We start from the raw sequence: 19,703 nt of genomic DNA on the forward strand, positions 1-19,703 counted from the left end.
CTGGTCGCAGCACTAATTCGTGAGATTGGGGGGTTTTTATGAACAAGCTAAGCGCATTGCATCTGGCGTACTCAATAATTACCGACAGGAGAAATGAAAACAGATACTGTATGTCTCAGATAAGAAACAAAGAGACGCTGCAAATTGAGGCTACTTACCATGATGCAGTAAAAGTTATAGAGGAATTGCGCGAAAAAGAAAGACAAAAAGAAAACGCCCAATAATAAGGCGATAATCAAAATTTCCTACAAAAATTATATCGTGAAAGGCAGGACTTGTAAATGATATTTGAAAAGTTGAAAAAGCTCATTTATGAGCAACTGGGTGTGGATGAGGATGAAGTAATAATGGAATCGTCCTTTGGAGATGACCTTGGATTTGATGATCTGGATATGGTTGAACTGATTATGAATGCAGAGGAAGAATTTGATATTGAAATTGATGCTGCTGGACCAGACTTCAATACAGTTGGTGAAATGGTCAGCTATATTCAGAAAAAGCTGGAATAGGAGGCTGATATGAAACACGAATGTGATGGTTTAAAAACGGTAACTCAGGCGATACAAAAGCAATTCTCTGATTACGAAAATATCGAGCCACCGATTGAATTATTTTCTGGACAGATTTACTTGAATTTCACAGCGGACAAGCCATTCAGAGGGAAGAAGAAGCAGGTTGAAATACCGGTGCTGCTTTCAAAATGTCCGTTCTGTGGAGAGAAATATACGAGCAAGGAGGTAGCAACATGAAAATTGAAGCGAAACCGTATAGGTTAACCACAGCAGAGCTTGAAGCAATTGTTCAAAGTGATTGCAAAGTCACATTTGACAATAAAGGGTTAGGACTCTGGGACAAAAATGGAAGTGTGGTTGCAGAGCTCTACGCGAATACCGAAGATGCAGAACAGCTTGTAAAGCAAATTAATTTATATGACGAACTGGCCAGAACCATAGCTAGGAATCTCACTGCCTGGGACACATCGAGAGACAAAAAAGAAAGCTTGTTGCCAGAAGTTTATCTAACAAATAGGTGGCTTTATAAACAGATAACCGGCGAAGAATACAACTTTACGAAAGCTTGTCAGAAGTTTCATATCGGGCCTGAGTGGTCTTAAGGAGGGGAGAACGTGAAATATTGTTCAAAATGCAAGAAAGTCTATCCGAGTGGAATTGATTGTGAATGTCTTGAAAACAACTATTCGGACAGTTACTTAAGTAAATACAATGCAGAAATGAAAGCAGTTGATTGTGAACCGATTTGCAGGTGCGGATCATCAGAGAGTTTAAAGTACCATCCGCTCCATCAATGGAATTCAATAGGATTAAAAGATGACCCTGCATACTGCACTTGTGCTGAATGTGACAAGAAATTGGAAGCCAGAATCGTCCGGGAAAAGTCAATGAAATATCTCGTATTCGATAGCTGCCAGGACGAAACCAAACTTTGTGATGATACAGACGAGGTTGAGGAATTTCTTGAATATTATGCAAATGATTCTGAATTTGAGTCTGGGCCCTTAAATGATGTACTGATATTGAAGTTGGAGCCTTTTGACGGGAACTTAAAGGAGTCCGATTTCAAGCCTCAGAGAGATTATAAAGACGGCGAATTCACAAACCGTCCAGAGCCGAATACTCACATTGTAGTTTGGGACGGAGATATATACAGAGTTGAGGATGTTATTGTTCCAGAACTGGAATATGACGGAGGGAGGTCGATTAGCTGGTGAGTGAAGTAAAGATAATTCGTAATGATAGAGGGGTAGATTTCAGGCGCATTGAGAAGTTTTTGGAGTTGTTTCAAGAAAGATGTCGCAAGAAAGCTCAGGTATTTACGCAGCAAGAATCTGAGTTAAAGAAAAAACGTGAAACTGAAGCTTTTGCTTATTTTGGCATTGATTCTGAAATTGAAGAAATTAAGCGAATAGATGCTGAAATTAAAAAATTCAAGGAGTTGAGAAGCCAGCACGAAGAAAAAGTCCGCGATTATACACAGGGAAAGGATAAGGAAAAACGATACAACAGCTATGATTCAATAAGAGAAGGAAGCCCGATTCAGGTGTTTATTGATGTCGGAATCGCTGATGTCAGTAAAAATAAAGATGAGATTTGGGCCTTGAATCAGCAGCTTTCAAACGAACTCTGGTATGCCAGGAACTTGGAGCAGGCTATTGAGATTATGCAGGCCTTTCAAAGCAAACTTGATTCAATTAGTTTGGATGGTGATGGTAATGCTTAAAGAAGGTAAATATTGCGAAATCCTCAATGAAGATGCTTTAGCGCTAGCGTTGTTAAAAGTATACGGCAACAAAAGTCATAACCTTAAAATCATAGCTACAGACTTTAAAACAGGTGAGTTTAAATGCGTTGAATTACATTCTGATGGTGAAGTCAAAAGTCTATATCAATTTCTTAAAAAACACTTTGAGGGCGAAGATGGAGAGCGGTTTTCACATAAAGATTACCTTGAATTTGTAGCTGCTATGAAATCTGAGAATTGCACAGAGAACGAAATTCCTTCTGAGGTGCAATGGCGGAAAGAACTTGAAGCAGAGTTTGGGGATGGTGATTGAAGATGGGTAAATTTCAGGAATATATAGACCAAGCAATTGCAGACCTGAAGAAAAAATATGGTCAGGACGTGGAGTATCTGGTCAACGAGCACGAAAATGGGTTCGCTGTAATTACGGTGGAGGGTTTCAATAAATTAAAGGCAAGGCAAAAGGGCTTACTGTTGGGGACTTTGAAGGGGGTAAAGTAAAGATGAGCAAAATAAAAAGGCTTGTAACTCGGCAGGCACTGGGAATCGAAGAGTCAGCCTACAATTTTGGAAAAGTTAATGTGATTTCTGGTGGAAATGCTCGGGGGAAAACAAGCATTCTTGAGATAATCGAAAAGGGTTACTACAACACCGATAGACGAGATAAGTTTGTTCGTACTGGTGCAGATAAGGCCTACATAGAACTTGAGACAGATGATGGAATGAGGGTTGAAAGGACTATAAACGAGGATGGAACCAGTAGCGTAAAAGTCACCAGGGATGGTATTCCGGTCCGGGCACCGCAGACATTTCTTGACCAGTTATTCGGAGTAACTAAGGAGCGTAAAGATGTATTCGCTTTTAATCCGGTGGACTTTATGGACAAGTCACCAAAGGAACAAAGTAAGATTCTTCTTTCCATGATGCCAATATCCGTAAGCCAGAAGGATATGAATGAATGGTTTGAGGGTAATGTGCCGCCGGTTAACCCCAATATGCACGGATTATTAGTGCTGAAAGAATTGGAAAAGTACTGGTATGATGCCCGGCACGAAGCAAATGGGGCCGTCAGAGCTACGTCTGCGGAAGTTGAAGCTTTGCAGAAGCAGCTTCCTGATAACTATGACGTAACTGAATGGGAAAGTTATTCCTTAATGGAATTGTCAGACAAAATCCGTAAAGGTGAACAGACTAATAATTACCGCAAGCAGGCTCAGGTTCTTATTGATGGATTGGATGATAAGAAAAAGTCCATAAATGATAAATACGATCTGCAGGTTAAAGAGCAGGAAGAACTTCGGGATTTTAAAGTTCAGAGAGCGCAAAAGTCCATTGATGATCAGAAACAGGTTATCAAAGATGAAATTGAGAGCATAAAAGTCGATATTAATTCTCATAGATCCGAAATTGAAAGGCTTAGAGCTTTAATCTTTGATGAAGAGACTGCGATTAAGAATTGTGAAACCAAAATCCAGCTCAATCAGAAAGACCTTGATAATTTTGATAATTCCATACTTGCTACGAAAACTGAATCCATAGCAAACGAAATGAATATTGCAGTTAATGCAATTGAAGAGAACCGCCAGAAGGAAATTGAAGCAGCCGAGAAACGCGCAAAAGATGCTGAAAATTATCTTGTCGAGAATCTAGAAATAGAGATTATGCCTCTTGAAGAACAATATTCACAAGCTGAGAAAATGAAAGGTTTTGTTGAGATGGCTCACAACCTTCAGAACGTCCAAACCCGCCTTGAAAATGAAACGGCTGTGGCTGAGAAATACGACAGATTTGTTGAACTATGCCGTAAGAAACCTGCTGAGCTACTGAAATCCATCAAGCTTCCTGTTGAAGGTCTTTCAATTGGAACAATCAAGAACGGCGATAAAGAGGAAAACATTGTCCTTTTTGAAGGCCAGACACTTAAGCAGCACAATACAGCCAAGCAGATCACTACCTGTATAAACATCGCCAAAGCCTATGCAAAAGATACGCCACTGAAACTTATTTGTGTGGATAGAATTGAATCGCTTGATGAAGATGCTAGAGAAGAATTCTTCCGTCAGATTGAGTCTGATGATGAGTATCAGTATTTCGTTACCTTGGTAACTCGTGGGGAAATGAAAGTTGAATCGAAAGGGCAGGTAGGGTAATGAATACAGAATCAATAACAAGAAATATTAATATTCTTTCTGATGTCAGAACTCTCTCAAACGAGCAGTGGCTTACAGTCAGAAAGACTGGAATCGGCGGTAGTGAAATAGCCGCGCTGTTCGGTAAAAGCAATTATGCAAGTCCACTATCCATCTACATGGATAAAATGTCGGATGAAATCAGAGATGAATCCTCTGAAAATGAATTTTTAGAATGGGGGAAGACTCTGGAACCATTAATCAGAGAAAAGTTCCCAGCAAAATTCAAAAAAACTACTGGTATCGATATAGAGGTTCGGGAATTTCCATACATAATGCAGTCGCTTGATTGTCAATTCATGCTTGCCAACATTGATGGACTTGTTGCTCCGCAGCAGGATTATAAATTCAACGTTCAGGTGTCTGATGGTGAATGGGAAGAATGCTTCATACCTGCTGGATTAACCGGAATCCTTGAAATAAAAACAGGCAGCGGCTTTACGGCGAAGAACTGGAAGGAAAATTCACTACCGGACAATTATTTTTTACAGACGCAGAGCTACCTTGGAATTACCGGCTTATCGTACGCATTTGTTGTTGCCTTAATAGACAAGCATCTGCTGTGGCGGTACATTCCGAGAGATGATGAAATCATCACAATTATAAAAGAAAGGGTTCATGAGTTTTGGACTGAAAACATTTTGAAGAAAGTTCCACCGGCTCCGATAGGTAGCGATATTGATACCGGCATCCTGAAATCAATGTATCCTCAGGAGCTAAAGGACAAAGCGCTGAATCTTGACCATATGGCAGACAAGAGAATTCGTTACAAGCAGCTTGCCGAAGAAATCAAGAATCTGCAAAAAGAGCAGGACACAATCAAACAGGAATTCATGTCTGTTCTTGGCGATGCAGAAGTGGGATTCTGCGGTGACAAGAAGGTATCTTGGAAAATGCAGGCTGGCAGTACATATACGGTTACCAGACAGCCGCAAAGGATTTTACGAATAGGATAGGTGCTCTTATGAAAAAAGGTTCAAAGGTTAAGTGCATAAGCACAGACAGAGATCAAAGCCAATGGGGCGGGAATGATTCTGCAGAAGAATATTTAACCATTGGCGATATATACACATTATCACGTGACCCGGAGGTTCATTCATGGCACACAAAGCTATACCTTGAGGAAGTTCCAGGAAAGAAATTCAATTCGGTGCAATTTAAAGAGGTACCTATTGAAAAAAATCCACTTTGCATGAGCTGCGGTAGAAAACAAACAAATCATCCTGATAGCCCTTATTGTCAGGAATGTGAAGATAGGATTGACCGCCCCAAAGAGTGGTTTAGCAGGAGAGCTTAAAAATAGATTGGAGGATTAACTAATATGGCACAAGCAGGTAAAGGAAATGAAGAATTAAAGAATCAACTGATAAACAATCAAAATGCAATTCAGAAAGCGCCTACGGTTCAGGGGTTATTAGAAACTCCGAAATACAAGAAAAGGTTTGAAGAAATCCTTAAACACAGGGCAGCACAGTTTATGGCCAGCATTATAAATGTCTCTCGTGGCATGGACGCGGAGCCAAACAGCATCATAATGGCTGCTGCAGTTGCTGCAAGTCTTGACCTTCCGGTTGATAAAAACCTAGGATATGCATGGATAGTGCCGTTTAAGGAAAAAGGTGTCGCCGTTGCGCAGTTTCAAATGGGTTACAAGGGTTATGTACAGTTGGCATTAAGAACAGCTCAGTACAAAGGTATTGGCGCAGTACCGGTATATGCTGGTGAAGCCAAATATTATGACGAACTGCTTGGAATATTTGAATATGAGCCTAGGGATGATATTAAGCCAGATGAGAAACCTGTCGGTTATGTTGCTAAATTTGCCCTTCTGAACGGCTTTGAAAAAGCACTATATTGGACGAGGGAAAGAGTAGAAAAGCATGCCAAGAAGTATAGTCAAACTTATAAGCGCGGCTTTGGAAGATGGACTGAAGACTTTGATGCAATGGCTCTTAAAACAGTTATAAAAACTCTTCTTTCTAAGTGGGGCATTCTCTCAATTGAGATGCAGAAAGCGCAGGCAGCTGATGGCGGTGTCATAAAAAATGATGATGTGACGAACCCAGAATCTGTTGAATATCCAGATAACTCCGATGCGATAGAAGTTGAGTACACTGCTGAACCTTCGGATGCTCCTGAATTTCTTCAGCAAGATTAAGCAACTCCAAACAATTCATATAGATCAGATGGCGGGGCCGGGTCGAGGTCCCTGTCCATCAATATAAAGGCGGTATGTAAATGGCAAGACGCAGATATATTTCAACTGAAATTTCAATAGATAAAGCAGTTAACCGACTTGCTGTAGAATACGGAGATTTTGCGGCTCTGCTTTATACATGGATGATTCCCCACGCGGAGGATACTTGCCTGATAACTGCAGATCCATTTGAGATTAAAAACAAGGTTATGCCGGCCAGAACTGATAAAACAGAGGAAGATGTGCAGCATGCGATTGATGGAATGATAAAATTAGGTCTTGTTTCATTAATAGACGGCAAAATATTGAGTTTCCCTCCAGAATCCTTCTATAAGTACCAGACCTACATACCGGAAAAGAAACGCCGAACTTCACCGCAAAATACCGAAGAACACCGTTATCCTTCACATTCTCCTATACCTAACTTAACCTATATAGAAGAAGAGGAAGAACGTGCGCGTGAGGGTGAAGTGTTCAAATTTTTTAACCAAAACATTGGATTAATTACACCGTTTCAGGCTGAGCATATTACAAAATATTTGGATGAAGATGGTTTTGAACCCAAAATGGTACTTGAAATTCTCCGAGATAGCATAGGCATGGATAACAAATGGGGTTGGATTAAAGCTGTATTGCATAATTCAGTACTTCAAAATGTCAAAACCCTTGAACAATACCAGTCAAAGAAAGCTGAGAGAGGTAATAAAAAAGGCAGAGATGCACCCAAAAGAACAGCCAGCTTTTTAGAGATGGCAAAGGAGATGATGGAAGATGAACAAGAGTGAGACACTTGGTATAATGGCTGCTCTTGAAATAGCATACCCTAGATTTTATGCCAATAAGACAAAGGACGAAAAGGATGCTGCAATTAATCTATGGTCAAAACTGTTTAAGTCTGATGATGCCAAAATAGTCACTGAAGCCGTAAATGCCATGATATGCACTCTTGAGTTCCCGCCAACTATTGCAGATATTAAAAAGAAAATAGCCTTATTGACACAGCCTAAAACCTCCACTGAGTTAGAGGCTTGGAATAAAGTTTGGAAAGCTATCCAAGACGCTAATTACAGAGCACAGGAATATTTTGATAGCTTCCCACCACAAATTCAGCAGCTAGTTGGCAGCCCAGGACAGCTTAGAGAATGGGCATTAATGGACAGCAAGGTTATAAACAGTGTAATACAGTCAAATTTCATGCGAAGTTATAAATCAAAAATCGAGCAAGACAAAGAATATTCGATGCTTCCGGAATCTGCGAAAAAACTTATAGCTGACCTTAGTCAGAAAATGTTGATGGATGGTGGGCAGGATGCTAAGGCCTGAATACGAAAGCTTTTCCGAGTATTACGAGCATTACAAAGAAATCATTGACAAATGCATTCCCGAGGCAGTTTTAAATAGGCTGTTAGGTCGGACGCAAAGCGGAGAGCAAATGGGGGATGCGTGGGAACCAGAGTCTGGCAAATACTACGACGAAAACGGTGAAGAGCTTCCTTTCTGAGGTGAATCATGGACACGAATTTGATTATAGAGCTTGAAACACTGAAAGGCCGATTGCGGAAGGCTGAAGAATACGAACGTACCAAATATATGACTGATACTCCTGAGAATAGGGACAGGGCTGAAAAAGCCTTTCAGGAAGTTATAAAGAGAATGGACGAGATTTGGGAGCAATTGCGTCTGGTTGTTGAGCTTAATGCCAACAAGACCGTGGAACAATGGGAACAAGATATACGGGCCTATGCCGGAAGGTTTATGGCTCCAGGGAAGATTATTGTTTACAGAAAGAGTGAGAGGATATTTGTCCGTCTGGAACCGCCGGAGTTCTGGAAGGACCCTGTAACAAAAATTATTAATGAGTGAGGTCGCAAATGACACCAGATGAATTTAGGCAAAAACAGAGCTTGCCAACACCGGCTAAATTTGTGCATGCAGAGATAAAAGCCTATGAATACCGTGATTGGGCAGAAGCTCATGGTTATAACATTTGCGTGAGCATAGGCGGGCTGGATAGCTTAACGCTTTATTACTTCTTAAAATCCTTAAATATTGATGTAGTTCCGGTATCAGTATCAAGCCTTGAAGATAAAAGTATTCAAAAAATTCATGAGCAAATACCTGGAATCCAGATATTAAAACCATATAAAAGCAAAGTTGAAGTCATTGAAGAATTTGGATTTCCTGTTATTAGTAAAGCTAAAGCTCGCAAAATAGAAAACCTGCAAAAGCCGAATAACCCAAAACAAACTTTTATCCATGCAATAATGACCGGGGATATGGGTGAGCAAGGAAAGTTCCAGCATAGCAACAAAATAAAACTTCCTGATAAGTGGATTCAATTATTCGGAGGATTATATGCTGAACACAGACCGGAAATACCTTGGGAATATGCGCAATGCAAAGGTTGCGCACCGTTCAATGTTTCTCCTGAATGTTGCAAATGGATGAAAGAGAAGCCTTGCGAGGACTGGCAAAAGGCTAATAATATGATTCCTTACCTCGGGCTTGGCATCTGAGGGAGGGCAAAGAGAGCTTGGTTTAACCAAGAATGGATGCAATTATTACAGTGACACAACTATCCGAAGTTGCCCATTTGCTATATTTCAGAGACAAGACTTATTGCAGTTAGCAATCAATCTAAAAGTACCGGTTCCAAAGATTTACGGAGAAATCGCAATAGATCGCAATGGTCATTTAAGAACTACCCGGGCACAAAGAACTGGATGTCAGATGTGTGGTTTTGGTATTCACATGGAAAAGCGACCTCATAGGTTTGATAGGCTTCGACAGGACAATTTTAAAGAATGGGAATTCTGGATGTACAGGTGCGCTACTGACCAAGTAACTGGTGAAAAGTTCGGATGGGGTAGGGTTTTAGATTATATCGGAGTGAAATGGGAGGATGAATATATTGAATATGAGCAAACAAGCCTATTTGACTATTACCCAGATGAGCCGGACTTTGACCCGGATATAGATGAGGAGTGATTAAGTGAATTTAACAGATAAAGAAATGAAGTTGTACGTCGCGGCATTTTGCTGTGGAGCGGGCGGTCAGACACTTGGCCTTAAGCAATCCCAAAACGAATACAAGGGCATTGCAGGTGGATTTGAGATGTTGGCCGGGTATGACAATGACCCGACAGTTATTAAGAATTATGAACGTATAACCGGGAGCAAAGGAATATGCGCCGACCTTTTTACCCGAGAGCAATTCGTATTATTCCATGGTGAAGAACCTGGACCTGAGTGGGAAGAGCTGACTGCCGCCAAAGTCCGGGAGCAATGTGGAAAAACTCCGGATGTGGTGGTAATGTCCCCTCCATGCAAAGGATTTAGCCGTTTACTTCAGCTACCTGAAAGAGTATTTGACCTGGTTCTTGAGGCATGGTTCGATGACCTACCAGCTATCCTGCTAATGGAAAATGTTCCTGGAATCAGAGATAAAGGACGTGGGATTGAAACCTTGAAAAAGATAAAACGCAAGCTTGCGTTACGCGGATATGTTTTTCATGAGGATTTGTACGATTGCGGTGATTGGGGAGGACTCGGGCAACATAGGGTGCGATACCTGCTAATAGCGCGATTACCTGACAAGGTTCCTGACTTTGTATTCCAGCCTCCGAAACTGCCACTCAAATCCATAGGTGATATTCTTGGTCCGTTGCCTATGCCGGGGGATATGGAAAAGGGCGGTAAAATGCACCGAATCCCAAACCTTGCATGGAGAACATGGGAACGCCTAGCTCTCATACCGGCCGGAAAGGATTGGAGAGCTCTTGAGAATTTTGGTAGAGATCAATGGAAAGGTGCATGGAGAATAGTTCCCTGGGACGAGCCTTCAAATGCAGTCACATCATCAACAAAGGGAGTTGGACAATCAACAGGCGTTTCGGCTGTAGCAGACCCAAGGATTGAATTTGTTCAGGGATATGGCAATAAATACAGGGTAGTTTCGGCAGATGAACCAAGTCCAACAGTAACCGGAAGTAGATTAGGCAGTGGAGCCCCAATTTATGCTGACCCGAATATCCAGAGATTTGCTGAAAGCTTCGGTACGGATTTGTTAGGTGAAATTGAAGATAACGATATAGAACCCGAAAGCATTGGTCCAAAGGTGCCAAAGTTCGCCGCCAATTCAAGTAAAGTACAGTCATGGGACGAGCCTTCTGGAACCGTAATTGGTGGGGCAGGTGTATCAAATGGTGCTTTGAACGTGGCGGACCCACGAATCGAACATCCAACATGGCGCAGGACACAGATAAGAAAAGTGCAGGAATGGGATAAGCCGTCTGGTACGATTACAGGCTCGTCAAATCCAAGTGGAGCAGGTTCTGGAATCATTGCAGACCCAAGACTGAAATGCGATGCCAGACCAGGAGCATACGGTGTACAAAACTGGGATGATACATCAGTTACATTGACTTCAAGTATGGATGTTCACAATTTCCCTGCCGCTGTATCCGACCCGAGGTTGAATGAAAGGAATGGACGATATCCAGGTACATATAAAGTTATTCCCTGGGAGGAACCGTCAACGACAGTCATTGGCCAGACAGATATTCAAAGTGGCGCTCTCAATGTGGCAGATCCACGGAAATGGTCCGGGGCTGGAAACTACGGCGTAATGGATTGGGGTGAACCAGCAAAGACGGTTACAGCCAGCGGAGATATTCATGCCGGAGCAGCTGCTGTAGCTGACCCGAGGATTCCAGAACCAGATGATAGAGGTATCTACATAATCATTGCAGCAGATGGCACCTGGCACAGACCAATAACGACTTATGAAATGGCTATGTTGCAGGGATTCCCTAGGACCATGAGGGACGGCACTCCTTTTGAGCTCATTGATTGCAGCGACGGCAAGGCACGTGAGTATATCGGCAATGCAGTTCCTGTTCAGACAGCAACAGCTATAGGGAATGCGCTACTTCAGACGCTTATGCCAAACATGCTGGGTGATGTTCATTGGGGATTCTCCAATTTGAAAATATGGGTAAAAAATAAGTTTGATGAGGTCAGGAGGTACTTTGATGAAGATAGCAATTGATAAAGGCGAGCTCGTAAAAGCTTTAGATATAGTTTTGAAAGTGGCACCAGTAGGAAAGGTTAATACGCAGATTCTTGAGGGGGTTTTGCTCGAGTCGGCTGACAATGGGAAACTTCATTTGACATGCAATAACCTCGAAACGGCGATAAAATTAACGGTTGAATGTGAAATTATTGAGCCGGGCAATGTAGTTGTTAATTCAAAGCTATTTAGTGAAATCATAAAAAAGATGCCTGATGAAGAAATAGACATTCTTACAAACGATAGGGAAATGAATATTGAAGCAGGTAAGACCGTCATGAAACTTCCAATTCTTAAGGGTGAATATCCAGGAATGCAAACAATAACTGAAAAAGGCAGAATGGTAATAAGTAAATCAATTTTTTCAGAATTAATCAGTAAGGTTGCATTTACGGTATATGACGGTGAGGAAAAGCCAGTATATTCAGGAATAAAAATTGATATTTTGGGCGGGAGGATAAATGTCATCGCGACTGATACTTATACTTTTGCCTTACAGCGGAGAAGCATGAATGCACCGGATATAAGTACACTGTTGAACGGGAAATCTCTTGAAGGTATGTCCAAGGTGTTGTCTGGCGAAGAAAACATATCCTTGTCAATTGGTGAAAATATGGCTGTTCTGTATACAGACAACATCCAAGCAAATATCAGAACGGTTGAAGGTAGCTTTTTAGATTACAAAAGATGGATATCTATTGCACATGAAACACAAGTAAGCGTAGATAGAAAAAGCATAATGAAATCGTTAGAAAGAGCTGCGTTAGTGCTCGAAACTGGCGCAAAGGGGTCGGTGGTCAATGCATTGGAGGTCAGTTCAAATACGGGTGGCTTAACATTGAAAAGCTCTGGGCAAAAAGGCTCCTTTGATGAAAAAATCCCTGGAGATATAAAGGGTAGTGACTTTAAAAAAATTGGCATTGACCCTCGAAGAGTCATGGATTGCCTGAAATGCATTGACGACAAAGAAGTGATTTTAAATTTCTCTGGAGAGCAAACACCGTTATTTATAACTCCGGTGGAAGGGGATGATTACATCTACATCATTCCGCTTGTCCGGACTAGGTAGGTGTAACCAATGGGATACTTAGCATTTTTAAAGCGAAAGATGGACATTGCTCCTGAGACCGGGTTTGATATTGATATCTCCGAGGTGAATCCTGCTTTAAAGCCACATCAGAGAACAGCAGTTGTCTGGGGGATAAAGGGCGGCAGACGAGCGATATTCAAATCTTGGGGACTTGGAAAAACAATAGTTAACCTGGAGATATGCCGGATTATTCAAAAGCATAAAGGCGGCAAGGCACTGATAGTTTTGCCGCTCGGGGTAAAGCAGGAGTTCTTAAGGGACGCAGTTCGGATTCTCGGGATGGAGCCACCACAATACGTCCGCAATATGGCTGAAATATATGCAACAACTACGGATATTCTCCTTACAAACTATGAGCGTGTAAGGGATGGAGATATAGACCCGACATACTTTACAGTTTGTACACTCGACGAAGCAGCCGTATTGAGAAGTTACGGCAGCGATACATATCAGACGTTCATGATAAAGTTCAAGGGGGTGAAGTATAAGTTTGCGTTTACTGCCACACCCTCTCCGAACAGGCTAAAAGAGCTTATACATTACGCTGCTTTTTTGGAGATTATGGATTCAGGGCAGGCCTTAACAAGATTCTTCCAAAGAGACTCAACCAAAGCAAATAACCTCACTCTATATCCCCACCACGAGGACGAATTCTGGCTTTGGTGCAGCTCATGGGCTTTATGGATAACACAGCCTTCAGACTTGGGTCCCGAATATTCTGACGAAGGATACGACCTGCCACCATTGGAGGTCAGATATCATGAGATACAGGTAGACCGGGAATTGTATGTAACAGACCGAGATGGCAGGATGAAAATTCAGGATGATGAGGTTGTCTCCTTGCCTGATGCTATGAAGGAAAAGCGCAGGAGCATTGATGAGAGAGTCGTAAAGATGGCTGAAATAGTCAATGAGAACCCAGACGACCATTTCATTTTGTGGCACGACCTGGAGGATGAGCGGAAAGCTATCAAGAAAGCCCTTCCTGATATGGTTGATATTTATGGCAGCCAAGATTATGAGATCCGTGAGCAGAGAGTTATTGACTTCTCAGATGGCAAATTCAGGCTGTTTGGCACGAAAAAGGAACTAAGTGGGAGTGGTTGCAATTTTCAGCGGCATTGCCACCGGGAGGTATTCTTAGGTATTGATTATGAATTTGAAGATTTCATTCAAGCAATTCACAGGGTCCTTCGTTTCTTGCAAACAGAAAAAGTTATTATCGATATTATACACACCAGCCGAGAGCGCAGAATCCTTCAGGTACTGCTGAAAAAGTGGGAACTGCACAAATACCAGGTCAAGAGGATGACGGATATCATTAAGAAATACGGGTTATCCAGCACATCAATGATGGAGAAGATGTCTAGGACAATGGGGGTAAAAAGGGTGGAAGTAAAGGGAAAGAACTTTACAGCGGTAAACAACGATTGCATTCTGGAGTTCGAAAGATTGCCTGATAATTATTTTGATCTGCTGCACACTAGCATACCGTTCGGGAATCACTATGAATATTCAGCCAGTTACAATGATTTTGGATTCAATCCGGACACTGAGGCATTCTTAGAACAGATGGACTACCTTTCCCCAAACCTTCTCAGAACACTTAAGCCTGGCCGTGTATTTGCCTGCCACGTTAAGGACCGTGTGTTGTTTGGTAATACAACAGGTGATGGATTCCCCACAATGGAACCATTTCATGCTCTATGCATACAGCACTATATGAAACATGGTTTTAGGTATTTCGGGATGATAACAGTAGTTACTGATGTCGTCCGGGAAAATAACCAGACCTACCGCCTTGGATGGAGCGAATGCTGCAAGGACGGAACGAAGATGGGAGTCGGCTGCCCTGAGTACATATTGCTATTCAGGAAGCTGCCGAGCGATACCAGCAACGCATACGCAGATGTTCCAGTTGTAAAATCTAAGGAAGAATATACCCGGGCACAGTGGCAAATTGATGCTCATGCCCTTTGGAGATCATCTGGAAATAGGTTATTAACTAAGAAAGAATTATTAGATATCTCGGTGAACAAACTTCAAGCTGCATATACAAAGTATTCTCGTGAGACAGTTTACAGTTATGCTGAGCATGTTGAAATATCGAAAAAACTTGATGAAGATGGAAAGCTTCCTGGGAGTTTCATGGTCGTGGCGCCGGGTAGCTGGACAGACCAAGTTTGGGATGATATCTTACGCTTTAAGACTTTGAATGCGAAACAGACTCAAAAACGTTTACAGAACCATGTATGCCCGATTCAGATAGATATTCCCGAAAGAATCATCAACAGATATACCAATCCGGGCGAATTGGTAGGAGACCCTTTCGGGGGACTAATGACAATTCCAAACGTAGCATTGGATTTAGGGCGTAAAGGCTGGGGGTGTGAACTAGCTTCGAACTACTTCCGGGATGGAGTAGGCTACCTGCAGGCGGCAGATGCAGATGTAAGAGTTCCGTCGTTATTTGATTTCTTTGGAGAGGAAATGGAGGACCTGGGATGAATGAAGCGCTAAAGGCTATACAAACTCTAAAACAGTTAACTCTCTGTGGAAATTGCGCTACCGGGGCAGATAAGGAAGGCGGCTGCACTGCTTGTGACAGAATGATAGCTAAATACCAGGCTATTAAGGCCCTTGAAAAACAGATATCAAAGAAAGTTATTACCGAATTAATGACAGATTATAACGAATGTGTCAGGGGCCCGTCTTATGAAATATATAAATGCCCTGACTGTATGAAACACATATATGACATAGGTGCTGAATTTTGCGGCAGTTGTGGCAAAAGTCTGGATTGGGGTGATTCTGATGAATGAAATAGAAAAGACTATCGATTACTGCAAAGGTCACATCAAATCCCTTGAAGAAAAGCAGAAGCGGGAACAAGGATGCAAGTATTGTAAAGTACCCTACAAAGATATCATTGACATAATTTTGGGCGAATCAGTAAACGGGGAAGAAGTTCATTTATTTATAAATACAGATGGTCAAAATCTTAGGCTATATGATAATTTACCGGATAACCCTAAAACCGATACATTAAAATTGGCTACTGTCCAATGTGCGGAAGGAGGCTAAGTCATGAGTGAGCCGGAAGAAAAATGTTGTTACATCTGCGAGAATTACATTGCCTTTCACGGAACAGCAGGTACATGCAAAATAAAACCCAAGGCAATATTGGTAGACGCTTTGGATATATGTCAGGATTTTAAAGAGTATGGCCGGAAGCAAATCCCGGGTAAGGAGGAGGCAAACCATGAGAGTACTACTAATTGATGTAGATGGGAAGCTACCAAATCTTGCATTGATGAAGCTCTCAACCTGGCACAAATCCCTTGGCGATGAAGTATTCCTGAATGAATGCATCAATCCGGATAAAGTCTACATATCAGTCTTGTTTACATGGAATAGATCAAAAGTCGAAAAAATTATGCTGCTTTACCCGAATGCAGAGATTGAAGTCGGCGGCACCGGTTGGGATATTCACAAAACACTTCCGGCAGAAATCGAAGCTTACAAGCCCGACTATAATTTATACAAAGTATCCGATATCCTGCCAAGAATTAAAGGCGGTATTGCTACCAAGGAAAGCAAAATTAAAAAGGCTGAGACGATTGTTAATGCTGGCATGGGATTTACTTCCCGGGGATGTATCCGAAACTGCGGATTCTGCTTTGTACCGCCAAAGGAAGGTAAATTTCATAGAGTAGGAGAGATTCAAGACCTTATCAATCCAAAGTCAAATGTAATTATTCTACTGGACAATAACTTGACTGCCGACCCAGATTGTATAGAAAAGCTGCACGAAATACGGGACAGAGGGCTTGTTGTGGACATTACACAAGGAATTGACGTAAGGTTGGTAACACCAGGAATTGCACATGCATTGAGCGAGGTTAAGCATCTTCGAAGTATACATTATGCCTGGGACTTGATGCCATTTGAAAGACAGGTATTTGAAGGGATAAAGATACTTTCAGAGCATGTCAAACTGTATAAGCACATCTGCATGATGTTAACCGGATATGATACCACTTTTGAAGAGGATATGTATAGATTCAGAAAACTTATTGAGCAAGGAGTTAAGCCTTATGTAATGCCCTACAACAAAGCATACCCGACAGTAAAACATCAGTGTTTTGCAGGTTGGGTAAACAGCAGAAAGCATACAGTATGCAGTTTTGAAGAGTTTGAACCATGGGTAAAGTCACAAAACAAAAATCAATTGAACTTATTTGAAGGAGCGTGGGCGGATGGATAGACACCAGTATATCAGTTGGTATAAAGGCCACTACGGCCATATGCCACCACAGAAGTTATTGGACAAGTATTATCCTATTGTCCAGAAGGAAGATGTGATTCCAGAGCCAACGCTGGAAGAGCGGGAAGCGTTTTGGAGAGAGGAGTAAGAAGATTGAAATTTAAAGATTTTGCAGTGGCTATGGTTCTTGTGTTTATGCTTGTTTTACTGGGGAAGTACAACAGCTTGGCGCTTGAAAACCAGGACAGTATAGGTATTATGAATCAACAAATAGAAGACTTGCAGCAGCAAATGGAAGCGTTGCCGTCAATATCATCAGATATCAGTGATATTACTGAACAAATCAAAGTGCTATCAGCCAAAATTGAATCCAACCGAAAAGAGCTTGATAATAAAATATCCCGTGGCAGTGCAGATGTTCGAAAGATGAGAGTAACAGCATATGACCTGTCCGTGGAATCCTGTGGAAAACGGCCCAGCCATCCGTTGTATGGGATTACGGCCAGTGGTGAACCGGTGAAGGAATGGAGTACAATTGCGACCGGACCAGAGCTTCCATTCGGGACCAGAATATACATACCTTACTTCCGGGATAAGCCCAACAATGGAATTTTCGTTGTGGCAGACAGAGGTAGCGCAATTAAACGGAATTGTATCGATGTGTATATGGCTGACAGTGATGCTTGCCAGGAGTTTGGTGTAAAGATGTTTGATGTTTATGTATTGGGGGAGGATGATGAAAAGTGAGAGAAATGAGCCTTGAAATGGTTCGTAGCAACAGGGCCAGAAAGTGCCGGAAATGTGGCGCAATGATTCCTGCGAAGCAGTTTTCTCAAAAGATAACCAAGAAGCAAACCGGTGCAATAAGCCGAACAGAAACTTATTATACGTGTATTAATTGTCCGGAGAAGAATGAAATAAAAGCAGGTAGTTCAGTTCTGCATAAGCCTACAGGTGAAACTTGATTTGTCCTTGGAGTAAACAAGCCGGAGAATATGGTTTGTATTGCTGGATGGCCACCGTCAGTTGCAAATCTTTCAGATTGTGAGCTTAAAGATATCGGAAATGGAATAACACAGCAAGAAAGGAAATACCGCGATAATGAATTCGGGCTGAATTGGGAGGAATAAAGGTATGAATAAAGGTGCAATCATAGACGAAACAGGAAAATACAGATACTTGCTCTGGCGAATATGGGACGAAACAAAGCCATTAGCAGTGTTCATTATGCTGAATCCCTCCACGGCTGATGCAGAGGAGGATGACCCGACAATACGCCGCTGTATGAATTATGCCCGGAGTTGGGGTTACGGCGGGATAAAGGTTGTAAATCTCTTTGCATACCGGGCTACAAATCCGAAAGAATTGACCAAGGTTATTGACCCCGTTGGACCTGAAAACCATGGTCATGTTATTAAGGCAATTAATGGGGCTGAGATTGTTATAGCAGCTTGGGGAACTAAAGGAAACTACATGAGTATGCAGAGCAGTATTATCCAATTGCTAAAGACAACTCCAAAGTTACACTATTTGGGTATTACAAAGGATGGTTATCCAAAGCACCCTTTGTATCTTAAAGCAGATTTGAAGCCGGTTAAGTGGGCGATATAAAGGAGGTTTATGTTTTGATTAACAACAAAGACATCGGTTCTCTTAAAGATTATTTTTGTGGTCTTGACCACTCTGTGTTTGGACATCAAGTAAAAACAATGGCGCGGCATGGCAAGGAATTAATTGAGGTTATCGAAGCTCAGCAACAAGAAATTGATAAGTTGAAAAAATATGAGAGTGAATATCCAGGGCTTAAGGTGAAATACCGTGTATTTAAGGCAAGGAACAACGAGCCTGTGGAAGGATGTTTCGTCCTTAGACCAGATAAAGATTTGGCGGCCAGAACTGCATTAAGAGCATATATGCATGCGACTGATAATTATGTGCTGCAACAAGACTTGAAGAAGTGGATTGCGGAATTGGAAGGAGGAGATGGCCTTGCAACAAATAATAGATGTTCTCAAAACTCTTCGGATTAATCCAATCAATGAAGAATTTGACCTCCAGGCCGAAATTGAAAAGTTGCTGATAGCAGCAGGCATTACGCATGAAAGAGAGTGCTATCTTGGTAGAGGAAACAGGGTTGACTTTCTCACTTCAAATGATGGGATTGCTATTGAAGTTAAGAAAGGCAAGCCAAATAAAATGCAGGCAATAAGTCAACTTCGAAGATACTCTGAATTTGACCGAGTAAAGGGAATTATTCTTGTTATAGAAAAGAATATGGACATTCCAAAGATATTGAACGGCAAACCTTGTGTTTCCCTGGGATTAAATAAACTGTGGGGGATTGCACTATGATCAATACAATTAATCCAAAAGTCGCAAAATTATATAATAGAGATATTGAAGGCAATTTACAGGAGATTCCGAACTTAATTCAAGATATAACTCTTTCATTCAATGAATCTGAAACAGAGCATAGCGACTTGACTCCACCATTAGAATGCTCAATTGAAATGTCTATTACCTTTATATCCGCTAAAGAGATAAATGTCGTAGTTGGCTTTGATGCATTTAAGCATAAATCAAATAATTGGCGAAAGATGCATGGCCTCCCCATGAGCAGGAGGTAATCC

At 41.7% G+C, this 19,703-nt stretch carries 32 protein-coding genes; all 32 read left to right on the top strand.

Annotation, left to right across the window (positions count from 1 at the left end; translation table 11 throughout):
* Positions 1–38: 38 nt before the first annotated feature.
* Positions 39–224 (top strand): hypothetical protein, encoded by a 186-nt coding sequence (locus tag CLHUN_RS00785; RefSeq protein ID WP_080062661.1) that lies wholly within the window; start codon positions 39–41, stop codon positions 222–224.
* Positions 225–281: 57 nt separating this feature from the next.
* Positions 282–509 (top strand): acyl carrier protein, encoded by a 228-nt coding sequence (acpP, locus tag CLHUN_RS00790; RefSeq protein ID WP_080062662.1) that lies wholly within the window; start codon positions 282–284, stop codon positions 507–509.
* A gap of 9 nt (positions 510–518) precedes the next feature.
* Positions 519–749 carry a hypothetical protein gene (locus CLHUN_RS00795; RefSeq protein ID WP_080062663.1) on the top strand — a complete coding sequence of 77 codons (231 nt, stop codon included), beginning with the start codon at positions 519–521 and terminating at the stop codon, positions 747–749.
* Positions 746–1,114 (top strand): hypothetical protein, encoded by a 369-nt coding sequence (locus CLHUN_RS00800; RefSeq protein ID WP_080062664.1) that lies wholly within the window; start codon positions 746–748, stop codon positions 1,112–1,114. Before CLHUN_RS00795 ends, CLHUN_RS00800 begins: the two co-directional genes overlap by 4 nt.
* Before the next feature lie 12 nt (positions 1,115–1,126).
* On the top strand, positions 1,127–1,729 hold the full coding sequence (locus tag CLHUN_RS00805; protein WP_080062665.1) for a hypothetical protein: 603 nt from the start codon (positions 1,127–1,129) through the stop codon (positions 1,727–1,729).
* Positions 1,726–2,238, top strand: a complete 513-nt coding sequence (locus CLHUN_RS00810) for a hypothetical protein (RefSeq protein ID WP_080062666.1) — start codon at positions 1,726–1,728, stop codon at positions 2,236–2,238. Before CLHUN_RS00805 ends, CLHUN_RS00810 begins: the two co-directional genes overlap by 4 nt.
* Entirely contained in the window at positions 2,231–2,572 is a 342-nt protein-coding gene (locus CLHUN_RS00815) for a hypothetical protein (RefSeq protein ID WP_080062667.1), read from the top strand. Before CLHUN_RS00810 ends, CLHUN_RS00815 begins: the two co-directional genes overlap by 8 nt.
* Before the next feature lie 2 nt (positions 2,573–2,574).
* The gene (locus CLHUN_RS00820) at positions 2,575–2,760 is read left to right on the top strand and encodes a hypothetical protein (RefSeq protein ID WP_080062668.1); all 186 of its coding nucleotides are present in this window, start codon (positions 2,575–2,577) and stop codon (positions 2,758–2,760) included.
* Between the two features lie 2 nt (positions 2,761–2,762).
* Positions 2,763–4,409 (top strand): SMC family protein, encoded by a 1,647-nt coding sequence (locus CLHUN_RS00825; protein ID WP_080062669.1) that lies wholly within the window; start codon positions 2,763–2,765, stop codon positions 4,407–4,409.
* The gene (locus CLHUN_RS00830; protein ID WP_080062670.1) at positions 4,409–5,404 is read left to right on the top strand and encodes a YqaJ viral recombinase family nuclease; all 996 of its coding nucleotides are present in this window, start codon (positions 4,409–4,411) and stop codon (positions 5,402–5,404) included. Before CLHUN_RS00825 ends, CLHUN_RS00830 begins: the two co-directional genes overlap by 1 nt.
* A gap of 8 nt (positions 5,405–5,412) precedes the next feature.
* A complete protein-coding gene (locus tag CLHUN_RS00835) occupies positions 5,413–5,745 on the top strand; it encodes a hypothetical protein (RefSeq protein WP_080062671.1) in 333 nt (110 codons plus the stop codon).
* A 24-nt stretch (positions 5,746–5,769) separates the two neighbouring features.
* Positions 5,770–6,606, top strand: a complete 837-nt coding sequence (locus CLHUN_RS00840) for a recombinase RecT (protein WP_080062672.1) — start codon at positions 5,770–5,772, stop codon at positions 6,604–6,606.
* Between the two features lie 80 nt (positions 6,607–6,686).
* Positions 6,687–7,430, top strand: coding sequence for a DnaD domain protein (locus CLHUN_RS00845; RefSeq protein ID WP_080062673.1), 744 nt, complete (start codon positions 6,687–6,689; stop codon positions 7,428–7,430).
* A complete protein-coding gene (locus tag CLHUN_RS00850) occupies positions 7,417–7,968 on the top strand; it encodes a replicative helicase loader/inhibitor (RefSeq protein ID WP_080062674.1) in 552 nt (183 codons plus the stop codon). The genes CLHUN_RS00845 and CLHUN_RS00850 overlap by 14 nt, the downstream gene beginning before the upstream one ends.
* On the top strand, positions 7,955–8,146 hold the full coding sequence (locus CLHUN_RS00855; RefSeq protein ID WP_080062675.1) for a hypothetical protein: 192 nt from the start codon (positions 7,955–7,957) through the stop codon (positions 8,144–8,146). Before CLHUN_RS00850 ends, CLHUN_RS00855 begins: the two co-directional genes overlap by 14 nt.
* A gap of 8 nt (positions 8,147–8,154) precedes the next feature.
* Complete coding sequence (locus CLHUN_RS00860) at positions 8,155–8,508, top strand: hypothetical protein (RefSeq protein WP_080062676.1); 354 nt, start codon at positions 8,155–8,157, stop codon at positions 8,506–8,508.
* Positions 8,509–8,516: 8 nt separating this feature from the next.
* Positions 8,517–9,161, top strand: a complete 645-nt coding sequence (locus CLHUN_RS22445; RefSeq protein WP_242656401.1) for a hypothetical protein — start codon at positions 8,517–8,519, stop codon at positions 9,159–9,161.
* A gap of 103 nt (positions 9,162–9,264) precedes the next feature.
* Positions 9,265–9,633: a hypothetical protein gene (locus tag CLHUN_RS22450; protein WP_242656402.1), complete on the top strand. Its 369-nt coding sequence runs from the start codon at positions 9,265–9,267 to the stop codon at positions 9,631–9,633.
* 25 nt (positions 9,634–9,658) lie between these two features.
* Complete coding sequence (locus CLHUN_RS00870) at positions 9,659–11,695, top strand: DNA cytosine methyltransferase (protein WP_133051072.1); 2,037 nt, start codon at positions 9,659–9,661, stop codon at positions 11,693–11,695.
* On the top strand, positions 11,679–12,785 hold the full coding sequence (dnaN, locus tag CLHUN_RS00875; RefSeq protein WP_165755613.1) for a DNA polymerase III subunit beta: 1,107 nt from the start codon (positions 11,679–11,681) through the stop codon (positions 12,783–12,785). Before CLHUN_RS00870 ends, dnaN begins: the two co-directional genes overlap by 17 nt.
* 9 nt (positions 12,786–12,794) lie before the next feature.
* Complete coding sequence (locus CLHUN_RS00880) at positions 12,795–15,314, top strand: DNA methyltransferase (protein ID WP_080062679.1); 2,520 nt, start codon at positions 12,795–12,797, stop codon at positions 15,312–15,314.
* Entirely contained in the window at positions 15,311–15,628 is a 318-nt protein-coding gene (locus tag CLHUN_RS00885; RefSeq protein ID WP_080062680.1) for a hypothetical protein, read from the top strand. Before CLHUN_RS00880 ends, CLHUN_RS00885 begins: the two co-directional genes overlap by 4 nt.
* The gene (locus CLHUN_RS00890; protein ID WP_080062681.1) at positions 15,621–15,890 is read left to right on the top strand and encodes a hypothetical protein; all 270 of its coding nucleotides are present in this window, start codon (positions 15,621–15,623) and stop codon (positions 15,888–15,890) included. Before CLHUN_RS00885 ends, CLHUN_RS00890 begins: the two co-directional genes overlap by 8 nt.
* A 3-nt stretch (positions 15,891–15,893) precedes the next feature.
* Positions 15,894–16,088 (top strand): hypothetical protein, encoded by a 195-nt coding sequence (locus tag CLHUN_RS00895; protein ID WP_080062682.1) that lies wholly within the window; start codon positions 15,894–15,896, stop codon positions 16,086–16,088.
* Complete coding sequence (locus CLHUN_RS00900; protein ID WP_080062683.1) at positions 16,069–17,073, top strand: radical SAM protein; 1,005 nt, start codon at positions 16,069–16,071, stop codon at positions 17,071–17,073. Before CLHUN_RS00895 ends, CLHUN_RS00900 begins: the two co-directional genes overlap by 20 nt.
* Entirely contained in the window at positions 17,066–17,221 is a 156-nt protein-coding gene (locus tag CLHUN_RS21970; protein ID WP_165755614.1) for a hypothetical protein, read from the top strand. The genes CLHUN_RS00900 and CLHUN_RS21970 overlap by 8 nt, the downstream gene beginning before the upstream one ends.
* Before the next feature lie 5 nt (positions 17,222–17,226).
* Positions 17,227–17,820 (top strand): 3D domain-containing protein, encoded by a 594-nt coding sequence (locus CLHUN_RS00905; RefSeq protein WP_080062684.1) that lies wholly within the window; start codon positions 17,227–17,229, stop codon positions 17,818–17,820.
* A complete protein-coding gene (locus CLHUN_RS00910; protein WP_080062685.1) occupies positions 17,817–18,038 on the top strand; it encodes a hypothetical protein in 222 nt (73 codons plus the stop codon). The genes CLHUN_RS00905 and CLHUN_RS00910 overlap by 4 nt, the downstream gene beginning before the upstream one ends.
* A gap of 169 nt (positions 18,039–18,207) precedes the next feature.
* Positions 18,208–18,684, top strand: a complete 477-nt coding sequence (locus tag CLHUN_RS00915) for a DUF1643 domain-containing protein (RefSeq protein ID WP_080062686.1) — start codon at positions 18,208–18,210, stop codon at positions 18,682–18,684.
* Positions 18,685–18,698: 14 nt separating this feature from the next.
* Positions 18,699–19,103: a hypothetical protein gene (locus CLHUN_RS22330; protein WP_207559119.1), complete on the top strand. Its 405-nt coding sequence runs from the start codon at positions 18,699–18,701 to the stop codon at positions 19,101–19,103.
* Positions 19,063–19,425 carry a hypothetical protein gene (locus CLHUN_RS00925; protein ID WP_080062687.1) on the top strand — a complete coding sequence of 121 codons (363 nt, stop codon included), beginning with the start codon at positions 19,063–19,065 and terminating at the stop codon, positions 19,423–19,425. Before CLHUN_RS22330 ends, CLHUN_RS00925 begins: the two co-directional genes overlap by 41 nt.
* On the top strand, positions 19,422–19,700 hold the full coding sequence (locus CLHUN_RS00930; protein WP_080062688.1) for a hypothetical protein: 279 nt from the start codon (positions 19,422–19,424) through the stop codon (positions 19,698–19,700). The genes CLHUN_RS00925 and CLHUN_RS00930 overlap by 4 nt, the downstream gene beginning before the upstream one ends.
* The last annotated feature ends 3 nt before the right edge of the window (positions 19,701–19,703 follow it).

This window comes from Ruminiclostridium hungatei (assembly GCF_002051585.1).
GTDB lineage: Bacteria > Bacillota > Clostridia > Acetivibrionales > DSM-1351 > Ruminiclostridium > Ruminiclostridium hungatei.